Source organism: Rikenella sp. (assembly GCF_056799795.1).
Genome location: NZ_JBQIQO010000009.1, coordinates 1 through 21,424, shown reverse-complemented (window position 1 = coordinate 21,424; position 21,424 = coordinate 1). Strand labels below are relative to the sequence as shown.

Annotated in this window: 16 protein-coding genes; 7 read left to right on the top strand and 9 right to left on the bottom strand. The window is 59.3% G+C overall.

Annotation, left to right across the window (positions count from 1 at the left end; genetic code table 11):
- The first annotated feature begins 130 nt into the window (after positions 1-130).
- From ACTO3O_RS03710 to nadE, 5 genes are read left to right on the top strand one after another with little or no spacing between them, the layout of a single operon-like run.
- The gene (locus ACTO3O_RS03710) at positions 131-970 is read left to right on the top strand and encodes an inositol monophosphatase family protein (RefSeq protein ID WP_297830030.1); all 840 of its coding nucleotides are present in this window, start codon (positions 131-133) and stop codon (positions 968-970) included.
- A gap of 13 nt (positions 971-983) precedes the next feature.
- Positions 984-1,913 (top strand): lysophospholipid acyltransferase family protein, encoded by a 930-nt coding sequence (locus ACTO3O_RS03705; protein WP_297830031.1) that lies wholly within the window; start codon positions 984-986, stop codon positions 1,911-1,913.
- The gene (locus tag ACTO3O_RS03700; protein ID WP_297830033.1) at positions 1,910-2,959 is read left to right on the top strand and encodes a glycosyltransferase family 2 protein; all 1,050 of its coding nucleotides are present in this window, start codon (positions 1,910-1,912) and stop codon (positions 2,957-2,959) included. Before ACTO3O_RS03705 ends, ACTO3O_RS03700 begins: the two co-directional genes overlap by 4 nt.
- A gap of 1 nt (position 2,960) precedes the next feature.
- Positions 2,961-3,779: a glutaminyl-peptide cyclotransferase gene (locus ACTO3O_RS03695; RefSeq protein ID WP_297830035.1), complete on the top strand. Its 819-nt coding sequence runs from the start codon at positions 2,961-2,963 to the stop codon at positions 3,777-3,779.
- Positions 3,776-5,188 (top strand): NAD(+) synthase, encoded by a 1,413-nt coding sequence (gene nadE / locus ACTO3O_RS03690; protein WP_297830038.1) that lies wholly within the window; start codon positions 3,776-3,778, stop codon positions 5,186-5,188. The genes ACTO3O_RS03695 and nadE overlap by 4 nt, the downstream gene beginning before the upstream one ends.
- 92 nt (positions 5,189-5,280) lie before the next feature.
- On the opposite strand, the gene ACTO3O_RS03685 is transcribed toward nadE, so the two are convergent.
- From ACTO3O_RS03685 to ACTO3O_RS03650, 8 genes are all read right to left on the bottom strand, one after another.
- On the bottom strand, positions 5,281-6,672 hold the full coding sequence (locus ACTO3O_RS03685; protein WP_297830040.1) for an aminopeptidase P family protein: 1,392 nt from the start codon (positions 6,670-6,672) through the stop codon (positions 5,281-5,283).
- A 182-nt stretch (positions 6,673-6,854) separates the two neighbouring features.
- Positions 6,855-7,922: a linear amide C-N hydrolase gene (locus ACTO3O_RS03680; protein ID WP_297830042.1), complete on the bottom strand. Its 1,068-nt coding sequence runs from the start codon at positions 7,920-7,922 to the stop codon at positions 6,855-6,857.
- Between the two features lie 110 nt (positions 7,923-8,032).
- Positions 8,033-9,574 carry a ribonuclease Y gene (gene rny / locus ACTO3O_RS03675; RefSeq protein WP_294591824.1) on the bottom strand — a complete coding sequence of 514 codons (1,542 nt, stop codon included), beginning with the start codon at positions 9,572-9,574 and terminating at the stop codon, positions 8,033-8,035.
- Between the two features lie 619 nt (positions 9,575-10,193).
- Positions 10,194-10,592 carry a cell division protein ZapA gene (locus ACTO3O_RS03670; RefSeq protein ID WP_294591822.1) on the bottom strand — a complete coding sequence of 133 codons (399 nt, stop codon included), beginning with the start codon at positions 10,590-10,592 and terminating at the stop codon, positions 10,194-10,196.
- Between the two features lie 123 nt (positions 10,593-10,715).
- Positions 10,716-11,012: a hypothetical protein gene (locus ACTO3O_RS03665; protein ID WP_297626636.1), complete on the bottom strand. Its 297-nt coding sequence runs from the start codon at positions 11,010-11,012 to the stop codon at positions 10,716-10,718.
- Positions 11,013-11,075: 63 nt separating this feature from the next.
- Positions 11,076-12,383, bottom strand: coding sequence for a 30S ribosomal protein S12 methylthiotransferase RimO (gene rimO, locus ACTO3O_RS03660; protein WP_297830045.1), 1,308 nt, complete (start codon positions 12,381-12,383; stop codon positions 11,076-11,078).
- A gap of 5 nt (positions 12,384-12,388) precedes the next feature.
- A complete protein-coding gene (locus ACTO3O_RS03655) occupies positions 12,389-13,369 on the bottom strand; it encodes a hypothetical protein (RefSeq protein ID WP_297830047.1) in 981 nt (326 codons plus the stop codon).
- A gap of 119 nt (positions 13,370-13,488) precedes the next feature.
- Positions 13,489-15,645, bottom strand: a complete 2,157-nt coding sequence (locus ACTO3O_RS03650; protein WP_297830049.1) for an elongation factor G2 — start codon at positions 15,643-15,645, stop codon at positions 13,489-13,491.
- A 161-nt stretch (positions 15,646-15,806) separates the two neighbouring features.
- Between ACTO3O_RS03650 and ACTO3O_RS03645 the strand changes: the two genes are divergently transcribed.
- On the top strand, positions 15,807-17,183 hold the full coding sequence (locus ACTO3O_RS03645; protein ID WP_297830051.1) for a C10 family peptidase: 1,377 nt from the start codon (positions 15,807-15,809) through the stop codon (positions 17,181-17,183).
- Between the two features lie 46 nt (positions 17,184-17,229).
- A complete protein-coding gene (locus ACTO3O_RS03640; RefSeq protein ID WP_297830053.1) occupies positions 17,230-17,853 on the top strand; it encodes a hypothetical protein in 624 nt (207 codons plus the stop codon).
- A gap of 30 nt (positions 17,854-17,883) precedes the next feature.
- Here the strand turns inward: ACTO3O_RS03640 and ACTO3O_RS03635 are convergent, their stop codons facing one another.
- The gene (locus tag ACTO3O_RS03635; protein ID WP_297830054.1) at positions 17,884-20,385 is read right to left on the bottom strand and encodes an ATP-dependent helicase; all 2,502 of its coding nucleotides are present in this window, start codon (positions 20,383-20,385) and stop codon (positions 17,884-17,886) included.
- Positions 20,386-21,424: the final 1,039 nt, after the last annotated feature.

Here is a 21,424-nt window from a genome sequence, read left to right as displayed (position 1 = left end):
TAACGAAAAGGCTTGCACCGGAAGGGGCAAGCCTTTTTTATGCGGCATATCCTCCAAAAATTCCCCCTTTTGTACGGATTATCCGTTGCAAGAATCACTATCTTTGTGTAATCATCCGAAAAAGCGTCGCATGGAACAGACGAAGAACAACATACCGGTCGATTGGGAACCGATCTGTACCCGCGTCCGGGAGATCGCGCGGGAGGCAGGAGACTATATTGCCGCCGAGCGGAAGCGATTTACCGCCGACCGTGTCGAAGTCAAGGGCGTGCACAACTTCGTCTCGTATGTGGACAAAGGGGCCGAGCGGATCATTGTCGAAGCCCTCGGCGCTTTGGTGCCCGAAGCCGCCTTTGTGGCCGAAGAGGGCTCGGGACGCGTCGATGCCGAGGCGCCGTACCAGTGGATCGTCGATCCGTTGGACGGAACCACCAATTTCGTACACGGCCTGCCGCCGTATGCCGTCAGCATCGCGTTGTGGGATACGCGCGCCGCGGAGGCGGTTGTCGGGGTGGTGTATGAAGTCACGTTGCAGGAGAGTTTCTACACCTGGAAAGGGGCTTCGGGGGCTTTCTGTAACGGGGAGCCGATACACGTCTCCGAAGTGCCCGGTGTCGACGACGCGCTGGTGCTGACCGGGCTGGCCTACGGGCTGGATGCGAAAGTCGTGGAGCATTTCGAACGGAGCTTCGCCTACTTCAATCGCAACAGCCATGGAGCGAGACGGTTGGGGTCGGCAGCGACGGATTTGGTCTATGTGGCATGCGGGCGGGCCGATGCCTTTTATCACATCAACCTCTCGCCGTGGGACGTGGCGGCCGGCGCGTTTATCGTGCGTCAGGCGGGCGGAGTCGTGACCGATTTCGCCGGCGGAACGGACTATACGTTCGGGCGGAGCGTCGTGGCGACCAACCCCTTGGTGCGGGACGAAATTTTCCGGCTCGTGGCCGGCACAGAGTTTATCAAATGACGTTTGTTCTCGGATGCTGACCTACTATTTCGTCTATCCTTTCGCCTGGGTGCTCGGGAAACTGCCTTATAAAGTGCAGTTTCTCTTCTCCGACCTCGTGCGGTGGGTGTTGTACAGCGTCGTGCGTTACAGGCGGGGAGTCGTGCGGGCCAACTTGCTCGCCTCGTTTCCCGAGAAGAGTGAAGGGGAGCGGCGGAGGATCGAACGTGCCTTCTATGCCCATCTGGCGGACGTGTTTATCGAAACCCTCTCGCTGACTTCGGCCACGGAGAAACAGGTGCGGCGGCGGATGAACTACCTGAACTTGGACGAGGTGGCTTCGTGGACGGGCGACCGCTCTTGGATATCGGCCATGGCTCATTACGGCTCGTGGGAGTACACCACGAATTTCGGCCTCTATAGCGCACCGAGCACCACGCTGGCCGTCTACCGGCCGTTGAGTAATCGGGGAGCCGATCGGTTCTATCGGAAGATCCGGAGCCGGTTCGGGGTGGTGCCCGTGCCGATGCACGAAGTAGGGCGCGAGATGATACGTCGGCATCGGGCCGGAGAGCGGGTGACCTTGGCGTTGATTGCCGACCAGACCCCGGCGTGGCCGGAGATACAGAACTGGACGATGTTCCTCGGCCGGTGGACGCCGTTTTTCGTGGGAACCGAGAAACTGGCCGTGCGGAGCGGGATGCCGGTGCTGTTCCTCGACATGTGGAAGGTGCGGCGGGGATATTATGAGGCGCGGTTCGAGCTCTTGTACGACGGGGTCGAACGGGTCGAGCCGGGCGAAATCACCCGGCGGTATGCCGAGCGGTTGGAGCGGATGATTCGCACGCGGCCGGAGTTGTGGATGTGGTCGCATCGGCGGTGGAAGCACAACCGAGAGTCGTGGATGGAGGCCCACGGGCGGCAGATTGTCGAGGACAAAACGGACGGAGGCGAGGGGCGATGAGGCTGGCAGTCGTGATCCTGAACTGGAACGGCGAAGCGTTTTTGCGGCGGTTCTTGCCGGGGGTAATCGCCTGTTCAACGGGAGAGGGGGCGCCGGAGGGGTGCGAGGCGACGGTCGTGGTGGCCGACAACGGATCGACGGACGGGTCGGTGCGTTGGCTGGAGGAGGCTTATGTCTCGGTGGGCAATCCGTGGGTGAGACTTTTGGCTTTCGACAAGAACTATGGCTTTACAGGCGGTTATAACCGGGCCTTGGCGCACGAATCGCTGGTTTCGTTCGACGCTTATCTGTTGCTCAACTCCGACGTGGAGGTGACGCCGGGATGGCTGGAGCCGTTGGCGGCGCTGTTCGAGGCGGAACCGACCGTCGGCGCGGCGATGCCGAAACTCAGGGCTTATGACCGGCGGGAATATTTCGAGTATGCGGGGGCATCCGGCGGGTTTATCGACCGGTTGGGCTATCCGTTCTGTCGGGGGCGGATCTTCGGTACGGTAGAACAGGACGAGGGACAGTACGATACGGTGCGTGATGTTTTTTGGGCGACGGGGGCGGCCTTGTTGGTACGGGCCGAGGCGTGGCGCCGGGCGGGCGGTCTCGAAGAGGCCTTTTTCGCCCACATGGAGGAGATCGACCTCTGTTGGCGGCTCCATCGGATGGGGTGGCGCGTGGCGGTGGTTCCGCAGTCGGTGGTCTATCACGTGGGGGGCGGCGCGTTGCCGGCCTCTTCGCCACGGAAAATCTATCTTAATTTTCGGAATAATTTAGCGATGCTTTATCGCAATTTGTCGCTCGGGCATTTTGCGGTGCTCTATTTGATTCGCTTCTGGCTCGATGGGGGACAGGCGGCGGTCTATCTCTGCACCGGTCGGAGCGCATTCGCCGGGGCAGTGGTGCGGGGGCATCGGGATTTCTGGTGCCGGATGCGGCGCGGTTTGCGACGCGAACGGTGGAACGGCTTTGCGCTGCCGTCGCCGAGGGTGATGTATCGCGGGAGTGTCGCGCTGCGGTATCTGTTCGGCGGCCGACGGTTCGGAAAAATGATGTAGTATGAAAAGTTTGTTTTTAGCCTGTTTGATCGCTTGCGGAGCCGTGGCCTGCGGCTCGTCGGTGGGGAGGGGTGAGAGCGGAGCGTCGTCCCGGTCGGCAGCGGCTGTCGTGCCGGAGCCCGAGGTGGTGGTGCCGGAAATCGTGGCCGAATATCCGCATGATGAGCGGGCGTATACCCAGGGGCTGTTGTGGGCCGATGGCGGTTTGTTTGAGAGCACGGGCGAGTATGGCTCCTCTTCGTTGCGACGCGTGGATTTGAAAACGGGGCGTGTGGAACGGATGGTGCGGTTGCCCGAACGGTTTTTCGGCGAGGGGCTGGCGTTGGTCGGGGATTCGGTCTGCTACCTGCTCACCTGGCGCGAACAGCGCTGCTTCGTCTATCGCCGTTCGGATTTTCGGCAGGTCGGCGTTTTTTCCTACTCGGGCGAAGGGTGGGGGCTGACGGGCAATGCGGCCGGGGATTCGCTCTACATGAGCGATGGTTCGGAGTGGATACGGGTGCTGAATCCGGCCGATTTCATGCAGCAGCGGCGGTTCCGGGTGCGGGATCATCGCGGGCCGGTGGCGGCGATCAATGAGCTGGAGTGGGTGGGCGATCGGCTGTGGGCCAATTTGTACCTGACGGATCGTATCGCGGTGATCGATCCGGCGACGGGTTTCGTGACCCATTACATCGACTGTTCGGCGTTGGAGACCCGGATCGCGCATCGCCGGGATACGGATGTCTTCAACGGAATCGCCTGCGATCCGGCGACGGGACGGATCTTCGTCACGGGAAAAAACTGGGATAAACTCTTCGAAATCAAGGTCGATTTATGAAAATAGCACTCGTACAGCAGAACAATAAAGTGGGCGATGTGGTGGGCAATGCGGCCCGGATGAAGGCGGAGATTGCCCGTGTTGCGGAGGAATACGGGGCTGAAGTGGCGGTTTTCGGTGCGGATGCGGTGACCGGTGGGCCGTTGTTGGGGCTGGGCGATTCGGCTTTGTTCCGGGAACAGGCGGCTGCGGCGGTGACAGAGGTCGAGGCGTTTGCACGGGAGCAAGGGGTGCGGCTGGTGTTGGCCGACGGAGAGTGCGGAGGGGTGGTTTTCCGTTGTGCGGCGGATCATTTTCGGCACGGAGCACCGGCGGAGAGCCGTGAATGGCTGCTTCGGGAGGCACGACGGTTGGGACGGCCGGTGGTGTGGGCGAATGCGATCGGGGCGCAGACCGATACGATCTATTACGGCGGTTCGGGGGTGGCTCTGCCGTCGGGCGAGGTCGCGATGCTGCCGCTTTTCGAAGAGGCGACCGCGGTGATCGACCCGGCGACAGGCGTGTTGCCCGAAGGGGCGGTGTGGGGCGATCGGTTGGATCAACTGCACGGGGCGTTGGTGCTCGGCGTGCGCGACTATCTGGCCAAAACGGGGGTTCGGGAGGCGTGTGTGGCGATGTCGGGGGGGATCGACTCGGCCCTGGTACTGGCCTTGGCGGTGGAGGCCTTGGGGGCGGAGCGCGTGAAGACGATCATGTTGCCGTCGCAGTATTCGACTGACCATTCGGTGGCGGATTCGGAAGAGATGATTCGTCGCGTGGGGCTTCCGCCGGAACACGCCTGGCTGGTGCCGATCGCCGGGACGTTCGACGCGGCGCGGGCGGCGTTGCAGCCGGTATTGGAGTCGGCCCGCGACGAGAAGAGCCGGGGATTGGCCGAGGAGAACATGCAGGCGCGGATCCGGCTGATGATGACCATGGCGTTGTCGAACAGCCATGGCGCGCTGATGCTGAATACTTCGAACAAGAGTGAGGCGGCGGTGGGGTATGGGACGTTGTACGGCGATACGAGCGGTGCGTTGGGGGTGATCGGTGACCTGTACAAAGGGGAGGTGTACGCCCTGTCGCGGCGGATCAACGAGCGGGCGGAGGCAGAGGGGAGGGTGGCGCCGATTCCGGAGCATATCCTCACGAAAGCGCCGTCGGCGGAGTTGCGACCGGGACAGCAGGATACCGATTCGTTGCCGGACTATCCGACGCTGGATGCGATTCTGGTGCGGTTGGTCGAGGGCGGGATGTCGTCGGCGGAGGTGGTGGCGGAAGGGTTCGAGGCGGCGACGGTGGAACGGGTCTGCCGGTTGCTGCTCGGCGGGGATTTCAAACGGTATCAGCTTCCTCCGGCGTTGCGGGTATCGGGATGCACGTTCGGTGTCGAGCGGCGTTGGCCGATTACGGCGACGAAGGTTTTATAGTTTGATAAAAAGGTGGCGCCGATAGGAAAGAATTTTCTTTCCTATCGGCGCCAGCGTTATAAGGGGTGCTCGTGAGAAGAGTGGAGAGCGGGCTATTTCGCCATCGCTTTCTCGACATCGGCGACCGTGATCGGTGCTCGGTGACGACTCAGCAGACGGTTGCCGTTCTGCGTAATCAGGATGTCGTCCTCCAGCCGGATCCCGCCGAAGTCGAAGTAGTCGTGCAGCTTCGCGAAGTCGATGTAGGCTGTGTGGATGCGCTCCCGCTCCCACTTCTCGATCAAAGCCGGGATGAAGTAGATCCCCGGTTCGTCCGTCACCACATGACCGGCTTTCAACGCCTTGCCCATTCGCAACGCTCCCAGTCCGAAGAGCGTGCTCCGCGTCGTCGCGTCGTCGTAACCCACGTATTTCTCGCCCAACTCCTCCATGTCGTGGACGTCGAGTCCCATCTGATGCCCCAGTCCGTGCGGCATGAAGAGGGCCGCAGCGCCCGCTTCGACCGCCTCTGCCGAGTCGCCTTTCATCAGTCCCAAGGCCCGCAATCCCTCTGCAATCACCCGCATCGCGGCCAGATGAATCGACTGATAGGTCACCCCCGGTCGTGCCAACTCCTGTGCCTTGGCGTTCGCGGCCAGCACGATGTCGTAAATCTCCTGCTGTTTCTGCGTGAATTTACCACTGACAGGAATCGTCCGCGTGTGGTCGCTCGCATAGCCCATCGCCGTCTCGGCACCCGCGTCGATGAGCAGCAGCCGGCCTGCCCGAAGCCGCCCGTCGTAGCTCAGGTTGTGCAGCGTCTCGCCGTGTTGCGACACGATGCTGCGGAACGATAGTCTCCCGCCCGCCTGTCCTGCAATCCGCTCCAGCTCGACGGCGATATCCCGTTCGCCGATCCCCTCGCGACACATCGTCATGGCCGTCGTGTGCATCTTGTAACCAGTCAGGGCCGCCTCTTCCAATTGGGCGATCTCTTCCGGCCCTTTGATCTCGCGCATCGAGACCACGGCACGAATCAGGTCGCGCGATACGTGGTCTTTGAGTCGCTCGGCCGCGATGCCGAGCCAAGCCGACAATTGCAGTTTCGTCGCGCTCCGGTACGGCGGCAGGTAGTGCACCTTGCGCCCCTTTTTGATCGCGCTGTTGAGCGTTGCCGCCAGCTCCTGCAAGCTCCCTGCCGAACCGACGCCGGCCAGTGCCGCCCGTTCGCGCACGGTCGGTTGCGGCCCCATCCAGATCAGGTCGTCCATCGTCCACTCGTCGGCATAGAGGCAGTCGGTGTCGCGATCCACGTCGATGACCCCTACGAATCCCGGTTGGGCGAGGCCGAAGTAGTAGAGAAAATTGCTGTCCTGTCGGAAGTCGTAGACGTTGGCCGGGTAGTTGATCGGTGAGTCGAGGTTGCCGGGCAGGAGGATCACGCCGCTCTTGAGTTTCTTGCGCAGGGCCGCCCGGCGGGCCGTATAGATTTCGGGAGTAAACATATTGTGTTGATTGATAAAAAGTTTGGGCTCGGCAGGAGGCGCGGAGATTCCGCCCGCCTGCGTCTCTGTAAAATTACGCTTTTTTCGGGTTCGGTTCAAACAAAATCGTTCCCGCGGCGCGTGTCGAATGAAGATTCGGGGAAACGACGCACCGCGGGAACGGGAAATCCGGAGGGAGAAGATCAGAGGCTGAAGTTCGCCGGTATCTCGAACAGGAAGGAGAAGGGGGCGGTTTTGCGGAACTTCGCGAGGGCGTTCCCGGCATATTCTTCGCCTCCGGTGAGGGTCAGTTTCCGTGCCGGAGCGCCGGGACGCAGGTCGGCTTCGTCGAGCGGTACCCACAGGATGGCCGGAGCGAGGGTCGTTTCGAAGTAGTAGATCCGGTTTTTCTGGTCGCTGATCGACCGCCAGCGGGTCGAGGAGTTGTTCGGGTGTCCGGGAGCCGAAAAGCCCAGCGGCACCGACACGGAGCGCATGACGCTGAAGACGGCGGCGACGGCTTTTTTCGGGTCGTCGGTCTGTTCGACGGCGTTGATATAGAAGCTGGCGCGGACGAACCGGTCGGAGGATTTGTTCGTCCCGGGCAGCATGTTGAGGCCGCCGATCGGGGCCCAGTAGTCGCGAACGGCCAGTTGCTGGTCGTAGCTGGGCGAGTTGGTCAGCACCTGGTACTGGCGTCCTTCGTGGATGGAGACTTTGCCGTCAAGGTATTCGATCACGGCGCTGTTGCCGGTGCTGTCCGAGATGGCCATGTGCATCGTGGAGGCCTGTCCGCCGGGCATGTTCGGAGCGTCGATCCGGAAGCGGTCTTTCTTCAGTTCGGCGACGGCTTCCGAGACGGTGGCGAAGTTATCGAGCACGTACTGGCACCAGATGCTCATCCCCATCACGGGTCGGTCGTCGGGGCCGGGACGGTCGTAGCGGCTCTCGGTGAGGTAGAGCAGCTGGGCGACGAGCCCTTTTTCGTTCATCCCTTCGGAGGTGCCGATGTCGTAGGAGGCGGCGATGACGCTGCCGTATTTCGACGTCCAGGTCAGATGGGGGCCGCGGTCGTAGCTGATGCGTTCGATGCCGCGGGGCAGGAGCCACAGGTTGGTGGGCATCTCTTCGCGCCAGTCCATGGTGCGCCCGGTGACGATCATTCCGTTCGGGCCGAGGTAGACGGCGCGGGTGCAGGCTTCGGTCGGCGCGAGGGCGCCGAGGGTCAGCAGGCCGCCGAGCAAGGCGGCGGTCAGGATTCGGGTTTTCATAAGGCGATAGGTGTTTTTGACGCTATTCTTCTGCAAATAGCGTGCAAAAAGGGCGGCGGTTTGTACAAACCGCCGCCCCTGTGGCAAATAGAATCGCCCTGTGTTTATGCCTACTTGGCGTAGCTGATCGACCGTGTTTCCCGAATGACGGTGATTTTCACCTGTCCCGGATAGGTCATTTCGTCCTGAATCTTCTTGGCGATGTCGTGCGACAAGGTTTCGGCCTGCTGGTCGCTGATCTTTTCGCTTCCGACGATCACGCGCAACTCGCGCCCCGCCTGGATGGCGTAGGTCTTCAGCACTCCCTGATGCGCCATGGCGATATCTTCCATCTCCTTCAAACGTTTGATATAGCTTTCCACCACTTCACGCCTTGCCCCCGGCCGTGCGCCCGAGATGGCGTCGCAAACCTGTACGATCGGTGCGATCAGGGTGGTCATCTCGATCTCGTCGTGGTGCGCCCCGATGGCATTGACGACCTCCGGTTTTTCCTTGAATTTTTCGGCGAGTTTCATCCCGATCATGGCGTGCGGCAGTTCCGGCTCGTCGTCCGGCACCTTTCCGATGTCGTGCAAGAGCCCGGCACGTCGCGCCAGCTGCGGATTCAGCCCCAACTCTGCCGCCATAATCCCGGAGAGATTTGCCACCTCGCGCGAGTGTTGCAAGAGGTTCTGTCCATACGAAGAGCGGTATTTCATCTTCCCGATCAGCCGAATCAGCTCCGAGTTCAAACCATGAATCCCGAGGTCGATCGCCGTCCGTTTCCCGACCTCGACAATCTCTTCTTCGATCTGCTTCTGCACCTTGGCTACGACCTCTTCGATACGCGCCGGGTGGATACGCCCGTCGGTCACCAACTGATGCAGTGCCAGCCGCGCGATTTCCCGCCGCACCGGATCGAATCCCGACAAAATAATCGCCTCAGGAGTATCATCGACGATGATTTCCACACCCGTCGCCGCCTCCAAAGCCCGGATATTCCGCCCTTCCCGGCCGATAATCCGCCCCTTGACTTCATCGGAGTCGATGTTGAAAACCGTCACCGAGTTCTCGATAGCGGCCTCGGTAGCCACCCGCTGGATGCTCTGCACGACGATCTTCTTGGCCTCCTTGTTGGCGGTCATCTTGGCTTCGTCGATGATGTCGTTGATGTAAGCGGCCGCTTCGCTCTTGGCTTCGCTTTTGAGTTGTTCGATGAGCTGGGCCTTGGCTTCGTCGATGGAGAGGCCGCTGATCTGTTCGAGTTTGACGATCTGTTCTTTGGTCAGCCGGTCGAGCTCTTCCTTACGCCCGGCGAGCGATTGCAGTTCGCTTTCGACTCTGGATCGGGTGCTTTCGAACTCTTTGATGCGTTTGTTGAGCTGTTCGCCCTCCTGGTTGAGCTGGGTTTCGCGCTGTTTGATCTTGGTTTCGATCTGTTGCAGCCGGGTGTTCCGCTCGGCGACCTGTTTTTCGTGTTCGGCTTTCATCTGGAGGAATTTCTCCTTGGCCTGGAGGATTTTCTCCTTCTTGAGCATCTCGCTGTCCTGTTCGGCTTCGCGCAGGATGGCGGTGCGCCGCTTTTCGGTCGATTTGTAGGTGAACATGTAAGTGGCGTATCCTACCACGGCTGCGGCGACGACGGCACTCACAATTATGATCAGTATATCCATTCGTGTGTGTGGTTTGGTTATTTAGTTGTTTTGGTTTGGTATAGGCATAAAAAAAGCATGGCTTCCTTTGATGGTTTGACGAATAACTCCGGTCAAATCATGGGTGGAGCTGCCTGTGGATTTGGGACTTCCAACGTTCTGCCGCCGCGCTCGGGCGGCGTTTGGAATACAGAAACCCGCCGAAACGGGGTAAGGCCTGTCCTACGTCCATAGAGTTGTTGTGCTCCAAGTAGTTAGTGTTGAGTATCGCAAAGCAAAAGGAAACCATGCGGGCATTTTCGGTTTCTTCTGGTATGTACCGGAAAAGGTGAGACGCCGGGGCGGAGGAGGAAATGTCGGAGGCCTGTCTGTCTTTTTGGCCGACAGGCCTCCGGCAATCCGGCCGCTCCCCCGATTGTCTGCCAGCCGCGCGATGTGCGGCGTGGGTGGATGGGAGCGGGCGACCCGTTGTTTTCGTCGGGCGAAAACAACGGGCTCCGTCGATTCGTCTGTTTCCCGAAAGAACGTTTGTTCCGGTTCCGCTGAAGTCATCATGGGGCGGAGGCCCGGAGGTCGGGCGAACTGTCGCGACCCCGAAAGGCTGCTGTTCGCCGAAGTGTCTGTGTGTCTCGTGCGCCGGTTAGGAGTCGGAGTCGGTCCGGTTTTTCCGGGGCCGTCCTCGTTTGCTTTTCGGTTTGACGATCGGTGCCGGAACCTGGACGATCGGGTCTCCGGTTCCGTCGTTGCCGTCTCCCTCTCCGACCCATCGGTCGAGTTCCGAGGCGAGGTCTCGCAGCCGCAGCGCTTCCGGACTCATCCGCAGGCGCTCTTTGTTCTCTTCGTTTTCGATCGAAATCCGCATGGCGGCCATCGCGAGGTATTCGGTCAGCGAGGCTTCGTAGTTGCGTTTCAGGTTTTCGATCTGGTCGCGTATCTGCTTGGCGGCGCGTCTCACCCGTTCTTCTTCGTCGGCAGGTATGGTCAGTCGGTACGGTCGTTCGGCAATCTCTACGCGTATCTTCATCATCTTCCGTTCCATACCTCTTGTCTTTATCTGCTGCAATATCCGTGCCGTTTTTCGTGCCCGCACGGCGGTTCGGTCATCGGGATGTCCGAAAGGCTCCGCCGGAATCGTTTTCCGTAGCGAATCGGGCGCCGGATATTATTTGTTCATCAGTGCGATGCAACGATCCACATCTTTCAGTAAGCGGTTGATACGGAGTCTGGCCGCCCGCACTCCTCCGGCCACTTCGGTAACCGATTTGCGCAGGAGGAGCCGATCCATATCCGCCTGCAACCGGGCGATCTCCTCTCCCTGTGCCGCGGTTTGCGCGTGGAGCCGTGCATTCTCCGCCCCCAGCGCGGCATTGGCCTCCCGCAGTTCGGCGTTCTGCGCCAAAAGACGCTGAATGTTGCGCTCGACGCGTTCGATGAGGCTTTGTTCCGACATCTCTGCCATTGTCCGTCCGCTTATCCGTACCGCAAAGCTACGGTTTTTCGGCGGGATTTACAAATACGGGCTTTACCTGTCCGTTCCGGCGAGTTCGCCGCGCAGGTCGTAGTCGTCCGCTGCGGTGATCCGGATGTCGGTCAGGGTGCCCGGGGCGAGCGGTGCGGTGGAGGCGATCAGCACCTCCTGATCTACTTCCGGCGAGTCGTATTGGGTGCGACCGACCCAAAAATCGCCCTCGCGCCGGTCGATGATCACCTGGCGCACCTGTCCCACGAGCCGTTCGTTTTTCTGTCGGGCAATCTCTTGTTGCAGGGCCATGATGCGTTCGACGCGTTCCGTTTTGACCGCTTCCGGCATGTCGTCGGCGAGCTCGGTGGCGGAGTATGTGCCCTCCTCTTCGGAGTAGGGGAAGACGCCGAGTCGGTCGAATCGCGAGGCGGTGACGAAGTCGAGCAGTTCCTCGAAATCCGCTTCTGTCTCGCCCGGGTAGCCCACGAGCAGGGTCGTTCGCAGGGCGATGTCCGGAATCTCGCGCCGCAGTCGGCCGATGAGGTCGATGGTTTCGGCTTTCGACAGGCCGCGCCGCATGGAGTGGAGCATCCGGTCGGAGATGTGTTGCAACGGAATGTCGAGATATTTGCAGATTTTCGGCTCGTCGCGCATGGCGTCGATCACCTCCTGCGGGAAGTGTGCGGGGTAGGCGTAGTGCAGCCGCACCCATTCGATGCCGTCGATCCGGCACAAGGCGCGCAGCAGCTCTCCGAGTCTCCGCTGTCCGTAGAGGTCGATGCCGTAGTAGGTGGTGTCCTGGGCGATGACGATGAGTTCGCGCACGCCTTTCCGGGCGAGTGTCGTCGCTTCGTCGATCAGCTCTTCGAAGGGCACCGAAACGTGCCGCCCCCGAATGAACGGAATGGCGCAATAACCGCACCCCCAGTTGCATCCCTCCGAAATCTTGAGGTAGGCGTAGTGGGCGGGTGTGGTCAGCCGCCGTTCGCCGCGCAGCTCGTCGCGGTAGGTCGTTCCCACGGCGCGCAGGATGTCGCTCAGGTCTCTGACGCCGAAAAATGCGTCGACTTCGGGCAGTTCGTCTCTCAGTTCGTCGCGGTATCGCTCGCTGAGGCACCCCATCACGAACAGGTGCTCGATATCTCCGGCTTCTTTGGCGGCGGCGAACCGCAGGATGGTGTTGACGGACTCCTCTTTGGCATCGCCGATAAAGCCGCAGGTGTTGATCACCACCACCCGGGCGTCGGTCGAGTCGCTGTCGTAGACTACCTCCCAGCCGGCCGCGTCGAGCTGGCCGGCCAGGTGTTCCGAATCGACGAGGTTCTTGGCGCACCCGAGGGTGACGATGTGTATCTTTTTCTTCTTCATGGGGGTTATCTGTTCTGTATTTCCGCCGCGGCCGGCGCTGCACCGACCTCGAAGAGACGGGGTTCGGCCAGCGTGACGCCTCCGTTGGGCCATTCGACCGTTATCTGCGTGACGGCCAGGGTCTCGGGTCGGCCGAAACGACGCAGCGGCGAGCGGGTATAGCGGATGTCGCTCCGGGTCCACCACGTTTCGTCGTTCAGGTTCACGATGTGCGACTGCACGCGGCGGATCAGCCGGTCGTCGATGCCGATCCGGACGATGAACTGCATGGAGTAGGCGCGGCGGTAGTAGCCCAGCTGCGGGAAGGCGACGCGAAAGATGTGGCAGGAGTCTTCCCGCCCGAGGTAGCTGTAACGGGCGTTCCGGTTCGCTGCATTCACCGTGCTGACCGTTGCGACCGGTTGGACGAGGCCCATGTGCAGCAGTTTCTCCAGGTTCTCGCTGCCCATGCCTGTGGTGTCGTCCTGCGTGGCGATCTCTTTTTTCGGATAGTAGTGGTATTGCCGGCGATGGGTCTGGGTCGCCGCCACGGTTCCGGTCACGGTGTTGGGACGGTCGGTGACGGAGAAGCGGCCGCACAGGGTGTGCCGGTAGTAGATGACCGGCACTCGTTTCAGACTTCGGTTGAAAAAGTCGGCGAGGTCGGGATAAACGGTCACCTCTTCCGAGGTCAGGGAGTGCCGGATCGTCTCGACCAGAGCGACGTTCCATACGCCCCGCTGTTGCATCGCCGCGTCATAGACGGCCCGCTGCGGTTTCGCCCCCACGTAGCTGACGCCGACCGTATCCCCTGCGGCGAGTTTCGCCGACGGAATCGTCCCTACGCCGAGCGAGTCGGTCACCGCCACCGCTTTCCTGCCTACGTACAGATAGGCGTACGGCAACGCCTCGCCCGCATCGTTCCGAACGATGACTTTCAATCCTTCGGCTGCTGCCTGGGCCGCGCTGAACCACAGCGCCAGGCCGAATAACACTTTTCTCCACATGTCCCACAGAAGTTTGGTTCGACAAAAGTAATCAAACGGCGGAAAAAACGAATTTCCGCCCGGGAGAACAGCCGTTATGAGCTCTCTCCCGCACGGAAATTCATCGAAAAATCAACGGGCTACTCCTCCTTATCTGTATCGGAGTATGCCTTGAGCAGCTTGTCCTGCACCTCGGCCGGAACCTGCTCGTAGCCTGCGAATTTCATCGTATAGGTGGCCCGCCCGCCCGTCAGCGAGCTCAGCGAGGTCGAGTATCGGTTCATCTCGGCCAGCGGCACCCTCGCCGTCAAGGTCTCGAAACCCTTTTCGCTGGTCATCCCCTCGATGATCGCCCGACGGTTCTGGAGGTCGCTCATCACATCCCCCAGTTTGTCGCTCGGCGCGAGCACTTCGATCTGGTAGATCGGCTCCATGATCTTCGCCCCTGCGTTGCGGAAAGCCTCCTTGAAAGCATTGCGCCCCGCCAGCTTGAACGAAATTTCGTTGGAGTCCACCGGGTGCATCTTCCCGTCGTAGACCACCACGCGGATGTCCCGCGCATACGAGCCCGTCAGCGGCCCCTCCTCCATCTTCTCCATAATCCCCTTCATAATGGCCGGCAGGAATCGCGCGTCGATCGCCCCGCCCACAATGGCGCTGCAAAAGACCAGCTTCCCGCCCCACTCCAATTCGACCTCCTCCGTGGACTTGATGTTCATCACCTGCTCCCGCCCCTCGATCTTGTACTTCGACGGCGCCGGCATCCCCTCCGTGTACGGCTCGATCACCAGCGAGACCTCGCCGAACTGCCCGGCGCCGCCCGACTGTTTCTTGTGCCGGTAGTTGGCCGCCGCCTGCTTCGTAATCGTTTCACGATAAGGCACTTTCGGGGTCAAGTATTCCACCTCGATCTTATGCGTCCCCGCCAGCTGCGCTTTGAGGATGTTGAGGTGGTGTTCCCCCTGTCCCGACAAGATCGTCTGTTTCAGCTCCTTGGAGTACTCGACGCCGATCGAAGGGTCTTCATACGTCGCCCGGATCAACAGTTCGCCCAACTTCTCCTCCTCCGCACTGTTTTTTGCCTTGACAGCCGTCCGGAACCGCGGCTGCGGAAAACCGATCAGGTTGATCTGCCATTCCGCCCCCGCCCCGTTCAGTGTGTGGTTCACCCGCGTCGCTTTGAGTTTCACCGTGCACCCGATATCCCCGGCGCACAGCTCCGTCACCTTCACCCGGTTCCGTCCTGCACTGACGAATATCTGTCCGATCTTCTCCTTATTGCCCGTGGCCATATTGGTGAGTTCCATCCCCTCGGTCAGCGTCCCGCTGATTACCCGGAAGAAAGCCACCTCGCCCAAATGGGGCTCGACGGCCGTCTTGAAGACGAAAATCGACACCGGCCCACCTGCATCCGCCTGCACGTCGCCGCCGCCGATGAGTCGGAAATTCGGTGCCTTGAGCGGCCCCGGAGCCACATTGATAATAAATTCCATGAGCCGTTTCACGCCGATGTCGCGCCGACCCGAGAGGCAGAAGACCGGCACCAAGTCCCGCTTGGCCAGCCCCAGTTTGATCCCCGACCGCATCTCGTCCTGCGTCAGCGTCCCTTTCTCGAAGTAGAGCTCCATCAGCGCTTCGTCGTTCTCAGCCGCCGCTTCGACCAGCGCTTTGTTCAGCTCCCTGGCGCGCTCCATCTCTTCGTCCGGTATCGGTAGCTCCTCCCGCTCGCCCGAATCTCCTTTGAAGCGGTACATCTTCATCATCAGCACGTCGACGAAAGCGTCGAACCCGGGCCCCGGATTGACCGGATACTGCACCACGACGATCGGAGCCTCGGAGTTGGCGCGCAGTTCTTCGATGGTCTGTTCCCAATTCGCTTTCTCCGCATCCAGCTGGTTGACCGCTGCAATGACCGGCTTTTCGTGCCGCCGCGCATACCGGGCCTGTATCTCCGTCCCCACTTCGAACCCGTTCTGGGCGTTGAGCAGCATCACCCCCACGTCGGCCACCTTGAACGATGAGAACAAGGCGCCGCAGAAATCATCCGCCCCCGGCGTATCCAGGATGTTGAGTTTGTAGCCGTTGAATTCGGTGTATAAGACCGTGGAGAAGATCGACCGTTTGTATTGGTGTTCGATGTCGGTGTAGTCCGAGAGGGTGTTTTCCCCTTCGACGGTGCCGCGCCGTTCGACGACTTTGCCTTCGTAGGCCATCGCTTCGGCCAGGGTGGTCTTCCCGGCTCCCGAGGCGCCGAGCAGGACGATGTTTTTGATCTCGTTGGTGGGGTATTTTTTCATAACGAACGGGTTTTGTGGGTTAGTCTCGGAAATCGGAACCGAAATCCGACTATAAATATAGCGAATATTTTTATTGAATCATGTTGGAAAGAGGAAACTTTGTCTTTGTCGGATTTTTTATATCTTTATAGCGCTACTAACCCATTTCTCGTCTTTAAATTATGAAAAACTGTGTCATTCTCTTGGCGGGGATGATCGTATCGTTTTCTGCCTGCCGAAAAACCTCTTTATCGGAATCGGAAATCCCGAAACAACAGGAAAGTGTGCTGACGGCCGAAGAGGCCGAACGATTCGTGTTGTTGCATACGGACTATGCGCTTTCGACAGCCGACATTTTGAAGAAAGCCCGAACGGTGGCCGAGGTGCTCGGTCGAACCGAATTAAAAACTAAAACCGGAAAGATATGCCGACAGTCGATAATTGCGGATTCCATTGTTGCGACGGTTCCTCTGACGAAAAGCGACGGAACGATAACGGTCGTTCCGAAAATCTATGTGGTTGCTTTCGGCCAAGATGCCGGGTTTGCGTTGTTTGCCGGAGATAAACGCATCCATGAGGTGCTGGCGTTTTCAGGAGAGGGGAATTATAGCTCGGATGATTTACATCCGGGTATGGAATATTTCATTCAGTGTCTGCAAACGTACATGGTTTCTGAAATCGATCGGCTGGAGGCGATGCGGGGCGACTCGATCTATAATCGGCTGGTATATAAATACGGAAGATTCGGAGACCGGAGCTCCGTGCCTCAGACCCGGTATCCGGTGTGGAACGGTATCGAATATGTTGATATGCCGGTGGACAATATCACGGAAGAATGGTATCAAGACGGTGGGGAACCTGTCTACCAAAAGTTATTGGTTAAATCCAAGTGGGATCAGGGATGGCCATACAATCAGAAAGTAGCAGCTACTTACGGCGGTGGAGTTCCGGTGGGATGTGTAGCAACGGCGGTGGCTCAGATTCTGAATTTCCATCAACAGGGGTCATATAACGGAAAGACATATGCTTGGAGTCAATTTTCGTCCAATGGATGGTCGGGTGTATCGACCGATGTGCTGAATAGCGTTGGTGACCTGTTTTTCGATTTAGGAAAATCAGAGAACCTGAATGTGAGTTACACTGTTAATGGGAGTAGTGCTTTCAGTGACAATGTACCACGGACATTCGAACATTATGGATTTGTTTCTACTAAATTGATTGATTATTCAACGACTGTGACAATTGATAATTTACAGAATAATCGTCCGGTGTATATGCGAGGCGAGGATCCGGCTAATGGTGGCGCCCATGCTTGGGTGGTAGGGGGAATTATGCAAAATGAAGCTTATTCTGTGTATAGAATCAATTATTGGTACGAAGGGCATTTGCAGGGATCGGAATATGTCAAAAGAGGAATAAAAAGTTATTATGGGATTCATCTCAATTGGGGTTGGGGAGGACAATATGATTGTTGGACGATTCCGGGAGTGTTCAATACGTATGGCCCATATAATTTTACAAAATACCTTAAAATGATTTGTGATATTAGAGCTCGGTAAATTTCATTGTGCTCGTAAAATACGTACAACAACTTAAACTCCTTCAATGATGAAAAATTATATCCAGACATTCGTTGTATTGACCATTGTCGTTTGTACCGCAGGATTTGGGATGAAAACCCAGGCTCAGGAACGTTTTAAGAATCGTTACTCGGCTGGTTTCGGCTTTATGCCGGAGTGGCAGTTGGGCGGGTCGGACGACGGGAAATTTTCGCCCTCGTACGGTTTGTTCGGTGAGGCGCAATTGTCGAAGTATAGCGGGTTGGAGGTTGGGGTTTTTGACCGAAAATTTTCTTATACGGAGAAATTGTACGCCGCAGGAGGACCTAAGGTGGAATATTATGAATATAACTACAATCTTCAGTATGTTTCGCTGCGGTTAGGTTATAAATTCTATTCGAAGATATTGAATTTCAGTGCCGGCTTCCATGTCGATTTTGCCGTCTCGAAATCCGAGGGAGGATATCGCGGGGAGGCGTTTGCCACGTATCACGACCGATACGGGGCGTATCTCACGTTCAGCAAAGACATTGTTTTGTATAAAGGCTTGATTCTTGAACCGGAAATTCACGTCAATCCGTTCCTGTGCGATCAGAACAAGCGGGTGAAAACGGTGGATTACGAAGGCGTATTCCTGGGTTTGGGACTCAAATTGAAATACCGATTCTGAGAGAGAGGCGGTTTTACCGCCTCTCATCCTCTACAGCAGCCGCAGTTTGGCGAACTTCAGGAGCAGCGTCTTGACACCTGCCGCTTCGAACCGGACGGTCACTTTCGTATCCGTTGCCGTCTGCTCGAACGCCGTCACCGTGCCGACCCCGAACCGGGCATGGGTCACCCGTGCACCGACGGTCAGGTCGCCTGCGCTATCCAACGGTTTGCCCTGCGGCGCAGCTGTGCCCGAGGCGGGGCGGGATTCCACTTTGCGGAATCCCGCCGGCGGTTGCGTCGCGGCACTGTTTCCGCTCGTCGGCGGAGCCGTCTTGCGCTGGTAGCGCTGGAAGGCAGGGCGCGGATCGCCTTCCACTCCTTTGGAACGACCTGTCGCCACCCCTCCCGCAGCGTTCCATCGGTTCCGCAACGAGGCGTTTTCGTCTTCGGGCTCTCCGAAGACATCCGTGTTGGGCAAGGTCGGCATGTCGAGATATTTCGGGTCGATCTCCTTGATAAACCGGCTCGCCTGGGACGGCACGACGCTCCCCCAGCGGAACCGCGAGAGGGCGAAGCTCAGCGTCGCCCGCTTCTCGGCCCGGGTCAGGGCGACGTAAAACAACCGCCGCTCCTCCTCCACGTCCTGTGCCGAGGAGGCTCCCCGCTGGCTGGGAAACAGGTTCTCTTCCAGCCCCATAATATAGGTGTACTTGAACTCCAGCCCTTTCGAAGCGTGGACGGTCAGCAGGGTTACCCGCGGCGTGTCGTCCTCCTTGCTGTCGTCCATGTCGGTCAGCAGGGCGATCTCCTGCAACCACTGGTCGAGCGTGACCGCTTTTTTCGTCGTCTCCTCCTCTGCGGTCTCCTCCGGTGCATCGGCAGCCGGTGTCTCGTTGTCGATCTCCACAGTCTCCTCCTCTTCCGTTTCCGTGTCGGTGGCGGACTGCGCATCGACGAATTCCCGGATGGAGTTGATCAACTCTTCGACGTTCTGCAACCGCGATTCGTCTTCAATCGAGGGGCTGTTCCGGTAGTGCGCCACCAGTCCTGACCGGGCCATCACCTCCATGGCCAGTTCGTAGGCGTCCATCTCACCCGCCTGCTGGAACAGTTCGGTGAAGTTCCGGACGAAGGCCGACAGGCTCTTTATCGCCGCACCGCGCACTCCCAGCTCTTCCGGCGTATGGCGCAGGAGGGTCTCCCACATCGAAATCCCCTCGGCCTGAGCGGCGGCGACGATTCGGCTGACCGACGTGTCGCCGATCCCTCGGGCCGGGAAGTTGATGATGCGTTTCAACGACTCGTCGTCCCGCGGGTTGATGGCTAAACGCAGGTAGGCGATGGCGTCTTTGATTTCGGCCCGCTGGTAGAACGATTGCCCGCCGTAGATCCGATACGGAATATTATTCCCCCGCAGGTACTCTTCGATTACGCGCGACTGGGCGTTGGTGCGGTAGAGTACGGCGAATTCGTCGGCCGTGGCGCGGTCGCGGTAGAGGGTGGTGTGGATATCTCCGGCGACGCGCTGGGCCTCTTCTTTGTCGCTCAGGGCGCAGATCACGCGAATCGGATCGCCCTGTTCGTTTTCGGAAAAGAGGTGTTTGGGCAGCTTGCGGCTGTTCTTTTCGATGACGCTGTTGGCCGCCTCGACGATGGTGCGGGTCGAACGGTAGTTCTGTTCGAGTTTGAAGATCCGGGCTTCGGGATAGTCCTGCTGGAACCGCAGGATGTTTTCAATCCGGGCGCCGCGGAAGGAGTAGATGCTCTGGGAGTCGTCCCCCACGACGCAGATGTTCCGGTGGGCGTCGGCCAGTTTCTTGACGATCAGGTATTGGGCGTAGTTGGTGTCCTGATACTCGTCGACGAGGATATATTGGAATCGTTCGCCGTATTTCCGTGCGGTTTCAGGGTGGTCGCGCAGCAGGATGTTCATATAGAGCAGCAGGTCGTCGAAGTCCATGGCTCCGTTCTGCCGGCACTGGCGCATGTAGAGGGCGTAAATCTCGGCCAGCCTCGGCCGCTTGGCGCGGGCGTCCTCTTCGGTGAGCACGGCGTTGGCGGCGTAGGCTTCGGGCAGGACGAGGTTGTTCTTGGCGAGCGAGATCCGGGCGTAGACGTCGTTGGGTTTGTACTGCTCGTCGGGCAGTTCGAGCTGGCGGATGATGGCTTTGACGACGTTCCGGCTGTCGGCGGTGTCGTAGATGGTGAAGGCTTCGGGGAAGCCCAGCACCTGGGCTTCGGCGCGCAGGATGCGGCTGAAAAGGGAGTGGAAGGTGCCCATCCAGAGTCCCCGCACGGCGTCGTAGGGCAGTATCTTGGCGACGCGGTCGCGCATTTCGCGGGCGGCTTTGTTGGTGAAGGTGAGGGCCATGATGTGGTAGGGCGAAACACCTCGTTGCAACATGTGGGCTATCCGCATGGTGAGCACGCGGGTTTTGCCGGAGCCTGCTCCGGCGATGATCAGCGAGGGGCCGTCGTAGTTTTCGACGGCGCTCCGCTGGGGTGGATTGAGGCCGGTCAGGTAGTCGGTCTGTATAAGGTCGTTTTCCATGACGGATCAATGGTTACTCTTCGGGGCTTTGTATGTAGTCCTTAAAGGGTTTGGGGCGTTACGGGCGGTTTCGGGCCGCTGTTGCCGGTTGCTTGGGGTAGATCTGGGTCGGGGTTGCCGTGGGTTGGGGTCGAGGCTGTGTTTAGGGTACCCGGCCAGTTGCTGGGGGTAGTTCCAGCCAGTTTTCGGGTAGAGGCTGCCAGTAGAACGCCCAGTGGGCGCGTTTATTCCGAGAGGCAACGCAACTGAAGACCGTGGCCGCGGCTGTCCAGACCGCTGGGCCCGATTATCATCGTGTCGAAGTACAAGAACATTCCGTGGGTACATCCGATTGCGGTTGACCAGCTATATCCGCGGCTGCCGACGTTGGTGGGTTGGCCTGTGCGTAGCGGTAGCCCGGGGCGGTGCCGTTTGGCACTCGAACCGGGACGTCTCTACCCTTTGTTTGTGGTTTGCTCCTGCGGTTCTACGAACCGCAAAAGCAACATTTTCTTTATTACCCCAATCTGTCGGATTCGTCATCGGCGCGCCCCCCTCACGCCGCTGATGCGTCGCTCTCGCCGAGGACGGCGATTCCTCTCGGAACCGCGCTACTCGCCTCAGTTCAAGCGGTCGAAGCCTGCGGGGCCCAGAGCAACGTTAGTTGCGGGCCTCCGCGGCGGGAGGCTTCGGCCCGCGCGGTTCTTCGAACCGCAAAAGCTTGGTTCAAAACCCAGCCAAAAGCTCAGTCCAAATCCTAGCCCCACTCTCGGCCCAGCGCGGCGGGAAAACCGTAATCGGTTTTCCCGCCCGAAGAACAGTCGCAGCCTAAAGAACAGCCCAGTTCTCCGCCCCGTGTCTGCCTCACTGCGGCTCCGCTTTCGCTCCGCCGCACTTTCCCGTCGCCCGCGGCAATTCTTGCCGGATTGGCTCACCGCCAACCGGCAAAATATGCCCTATTAAGCGGGCGGGCGACGGATTTTTGCTCGGAATCAAGTTTTTCGCGCGCCTGCGCGATTCATTCTATTTCGGCGATAGCCGAAATAGTTGAATCGCTCCT

Bases quoted from the DNA above. Each gene is read 5' to 3' on its own strand.
- ACTO3O_RS03710 (WP_297830030.1), top strand. From the start codon at position 131: ATGGAACAGACGAAGAACAACATACCGGTCGATTGGGAACCGATCTGT.
- ACTO3O_RS03705 (WP_297830031.1), top strand. From the start codon at position 984: ATGCTGACCTACTATTTCGTCTATCCTTTCGCCTGGGTGCTCGGGAAA.
- ACTO3O_RS03700 (WP_297830033.1), top strand. From the start codon at position 1,910: ATGAGGCTGGCAGTCGTGATCCTGAACTGGAACGGCGAAGCGTTTTTG.
- ACTO3O_RS03695 (WP_297830035.1), top strand. From the start codon at position 2,961: ATGAAAAGTTTGTTTTTAGCCTGTTTGATCGCTTGCGGAGCCGTGGCC.
- nadE (WP_297830038.1), top strand. From the start codon at position 3,776: ATGAAAATAGCACTCGTACAGCAGAACAATAAAGTGGGCGATGTGGTG.
- ACTO3O_RS03685 (WP_297830040.1), bottom strand. From the start codon at position 6,672: ATGTTTACTCCCGAAATCTATACGGCCCGCCGGGCGGCCCTGCGCAAG.
- ACTO3O_RS03680 (WP_297830042.1), bottom strand. From the start codon at position 7,922: ATGAAAACCCGAATCCTGACCGCCGCCTTGCTCGGCGGCCTGCTGACC.
- rny (WP_294591824.1), bottom strand. From the start codon at position 9,574: ATGGATATACTGATCATAATTGTGAGTGCCGTCGTCGCCGCAGCCGTG.
- ACTO3O_RS03670 (WP_294591822.1), bottom strand. From the start codon at position 10,592: ATGGAACGGAAGATGATGAAGATACGCGTAGAGATTGCCGAACGACCG.
- ACTO3O_RS03665 (WP_297626636.1), bottom strand. From the start codon at position 11,012: ATGGCAGAGATGTCGGAACAAAGCCTCATCGAACGCGTCGAGCGCAAC.
- rimO (WP_297830045.1), bottom strand. From the start codon at position 12,383: ATGAAGAAGAAAAAGATACACATCGTCACCCTCGGGTGCGCCAAGAAC.
- ACTO3O_RS03655 (WP_297830047.1), bottom strand. From the start codon at position 13,369: ATGTGGAGAAAAGTGTTATTCGGCCTGGCGCTGTGGTTCAGCGCGGCC.
- ACTO3O_RS03650 (WP_297830049.1), bottom strand. From the start codon at position 15,645: ATGAAAAAATACCCCACCAACGAGATCAAAAACATCGTCCTGCTCGGC.
- ACTO3O_RS03645 (WP_297830051.1), top strand. From the start codon at position 15,807: ATGAAAAACTGTGTCATTCTCTTGGCGGGGATGATCGTATCGTTTTCT.
- ACTO3O_RS03640 (WP_297830053.1), top strand. From the start codon at position 17,230: ATGATGAAAAATTATATCCAGACATTCGTTGTATTGACCATTGTCGTT.
- ACTO3O_RS03635 (WP_297830054.1), bottom strand. From the start codon at position 20,385: ATGGAAAACGACCTTATACAGACCGACTACCTGACCGGCCTCAATCCA.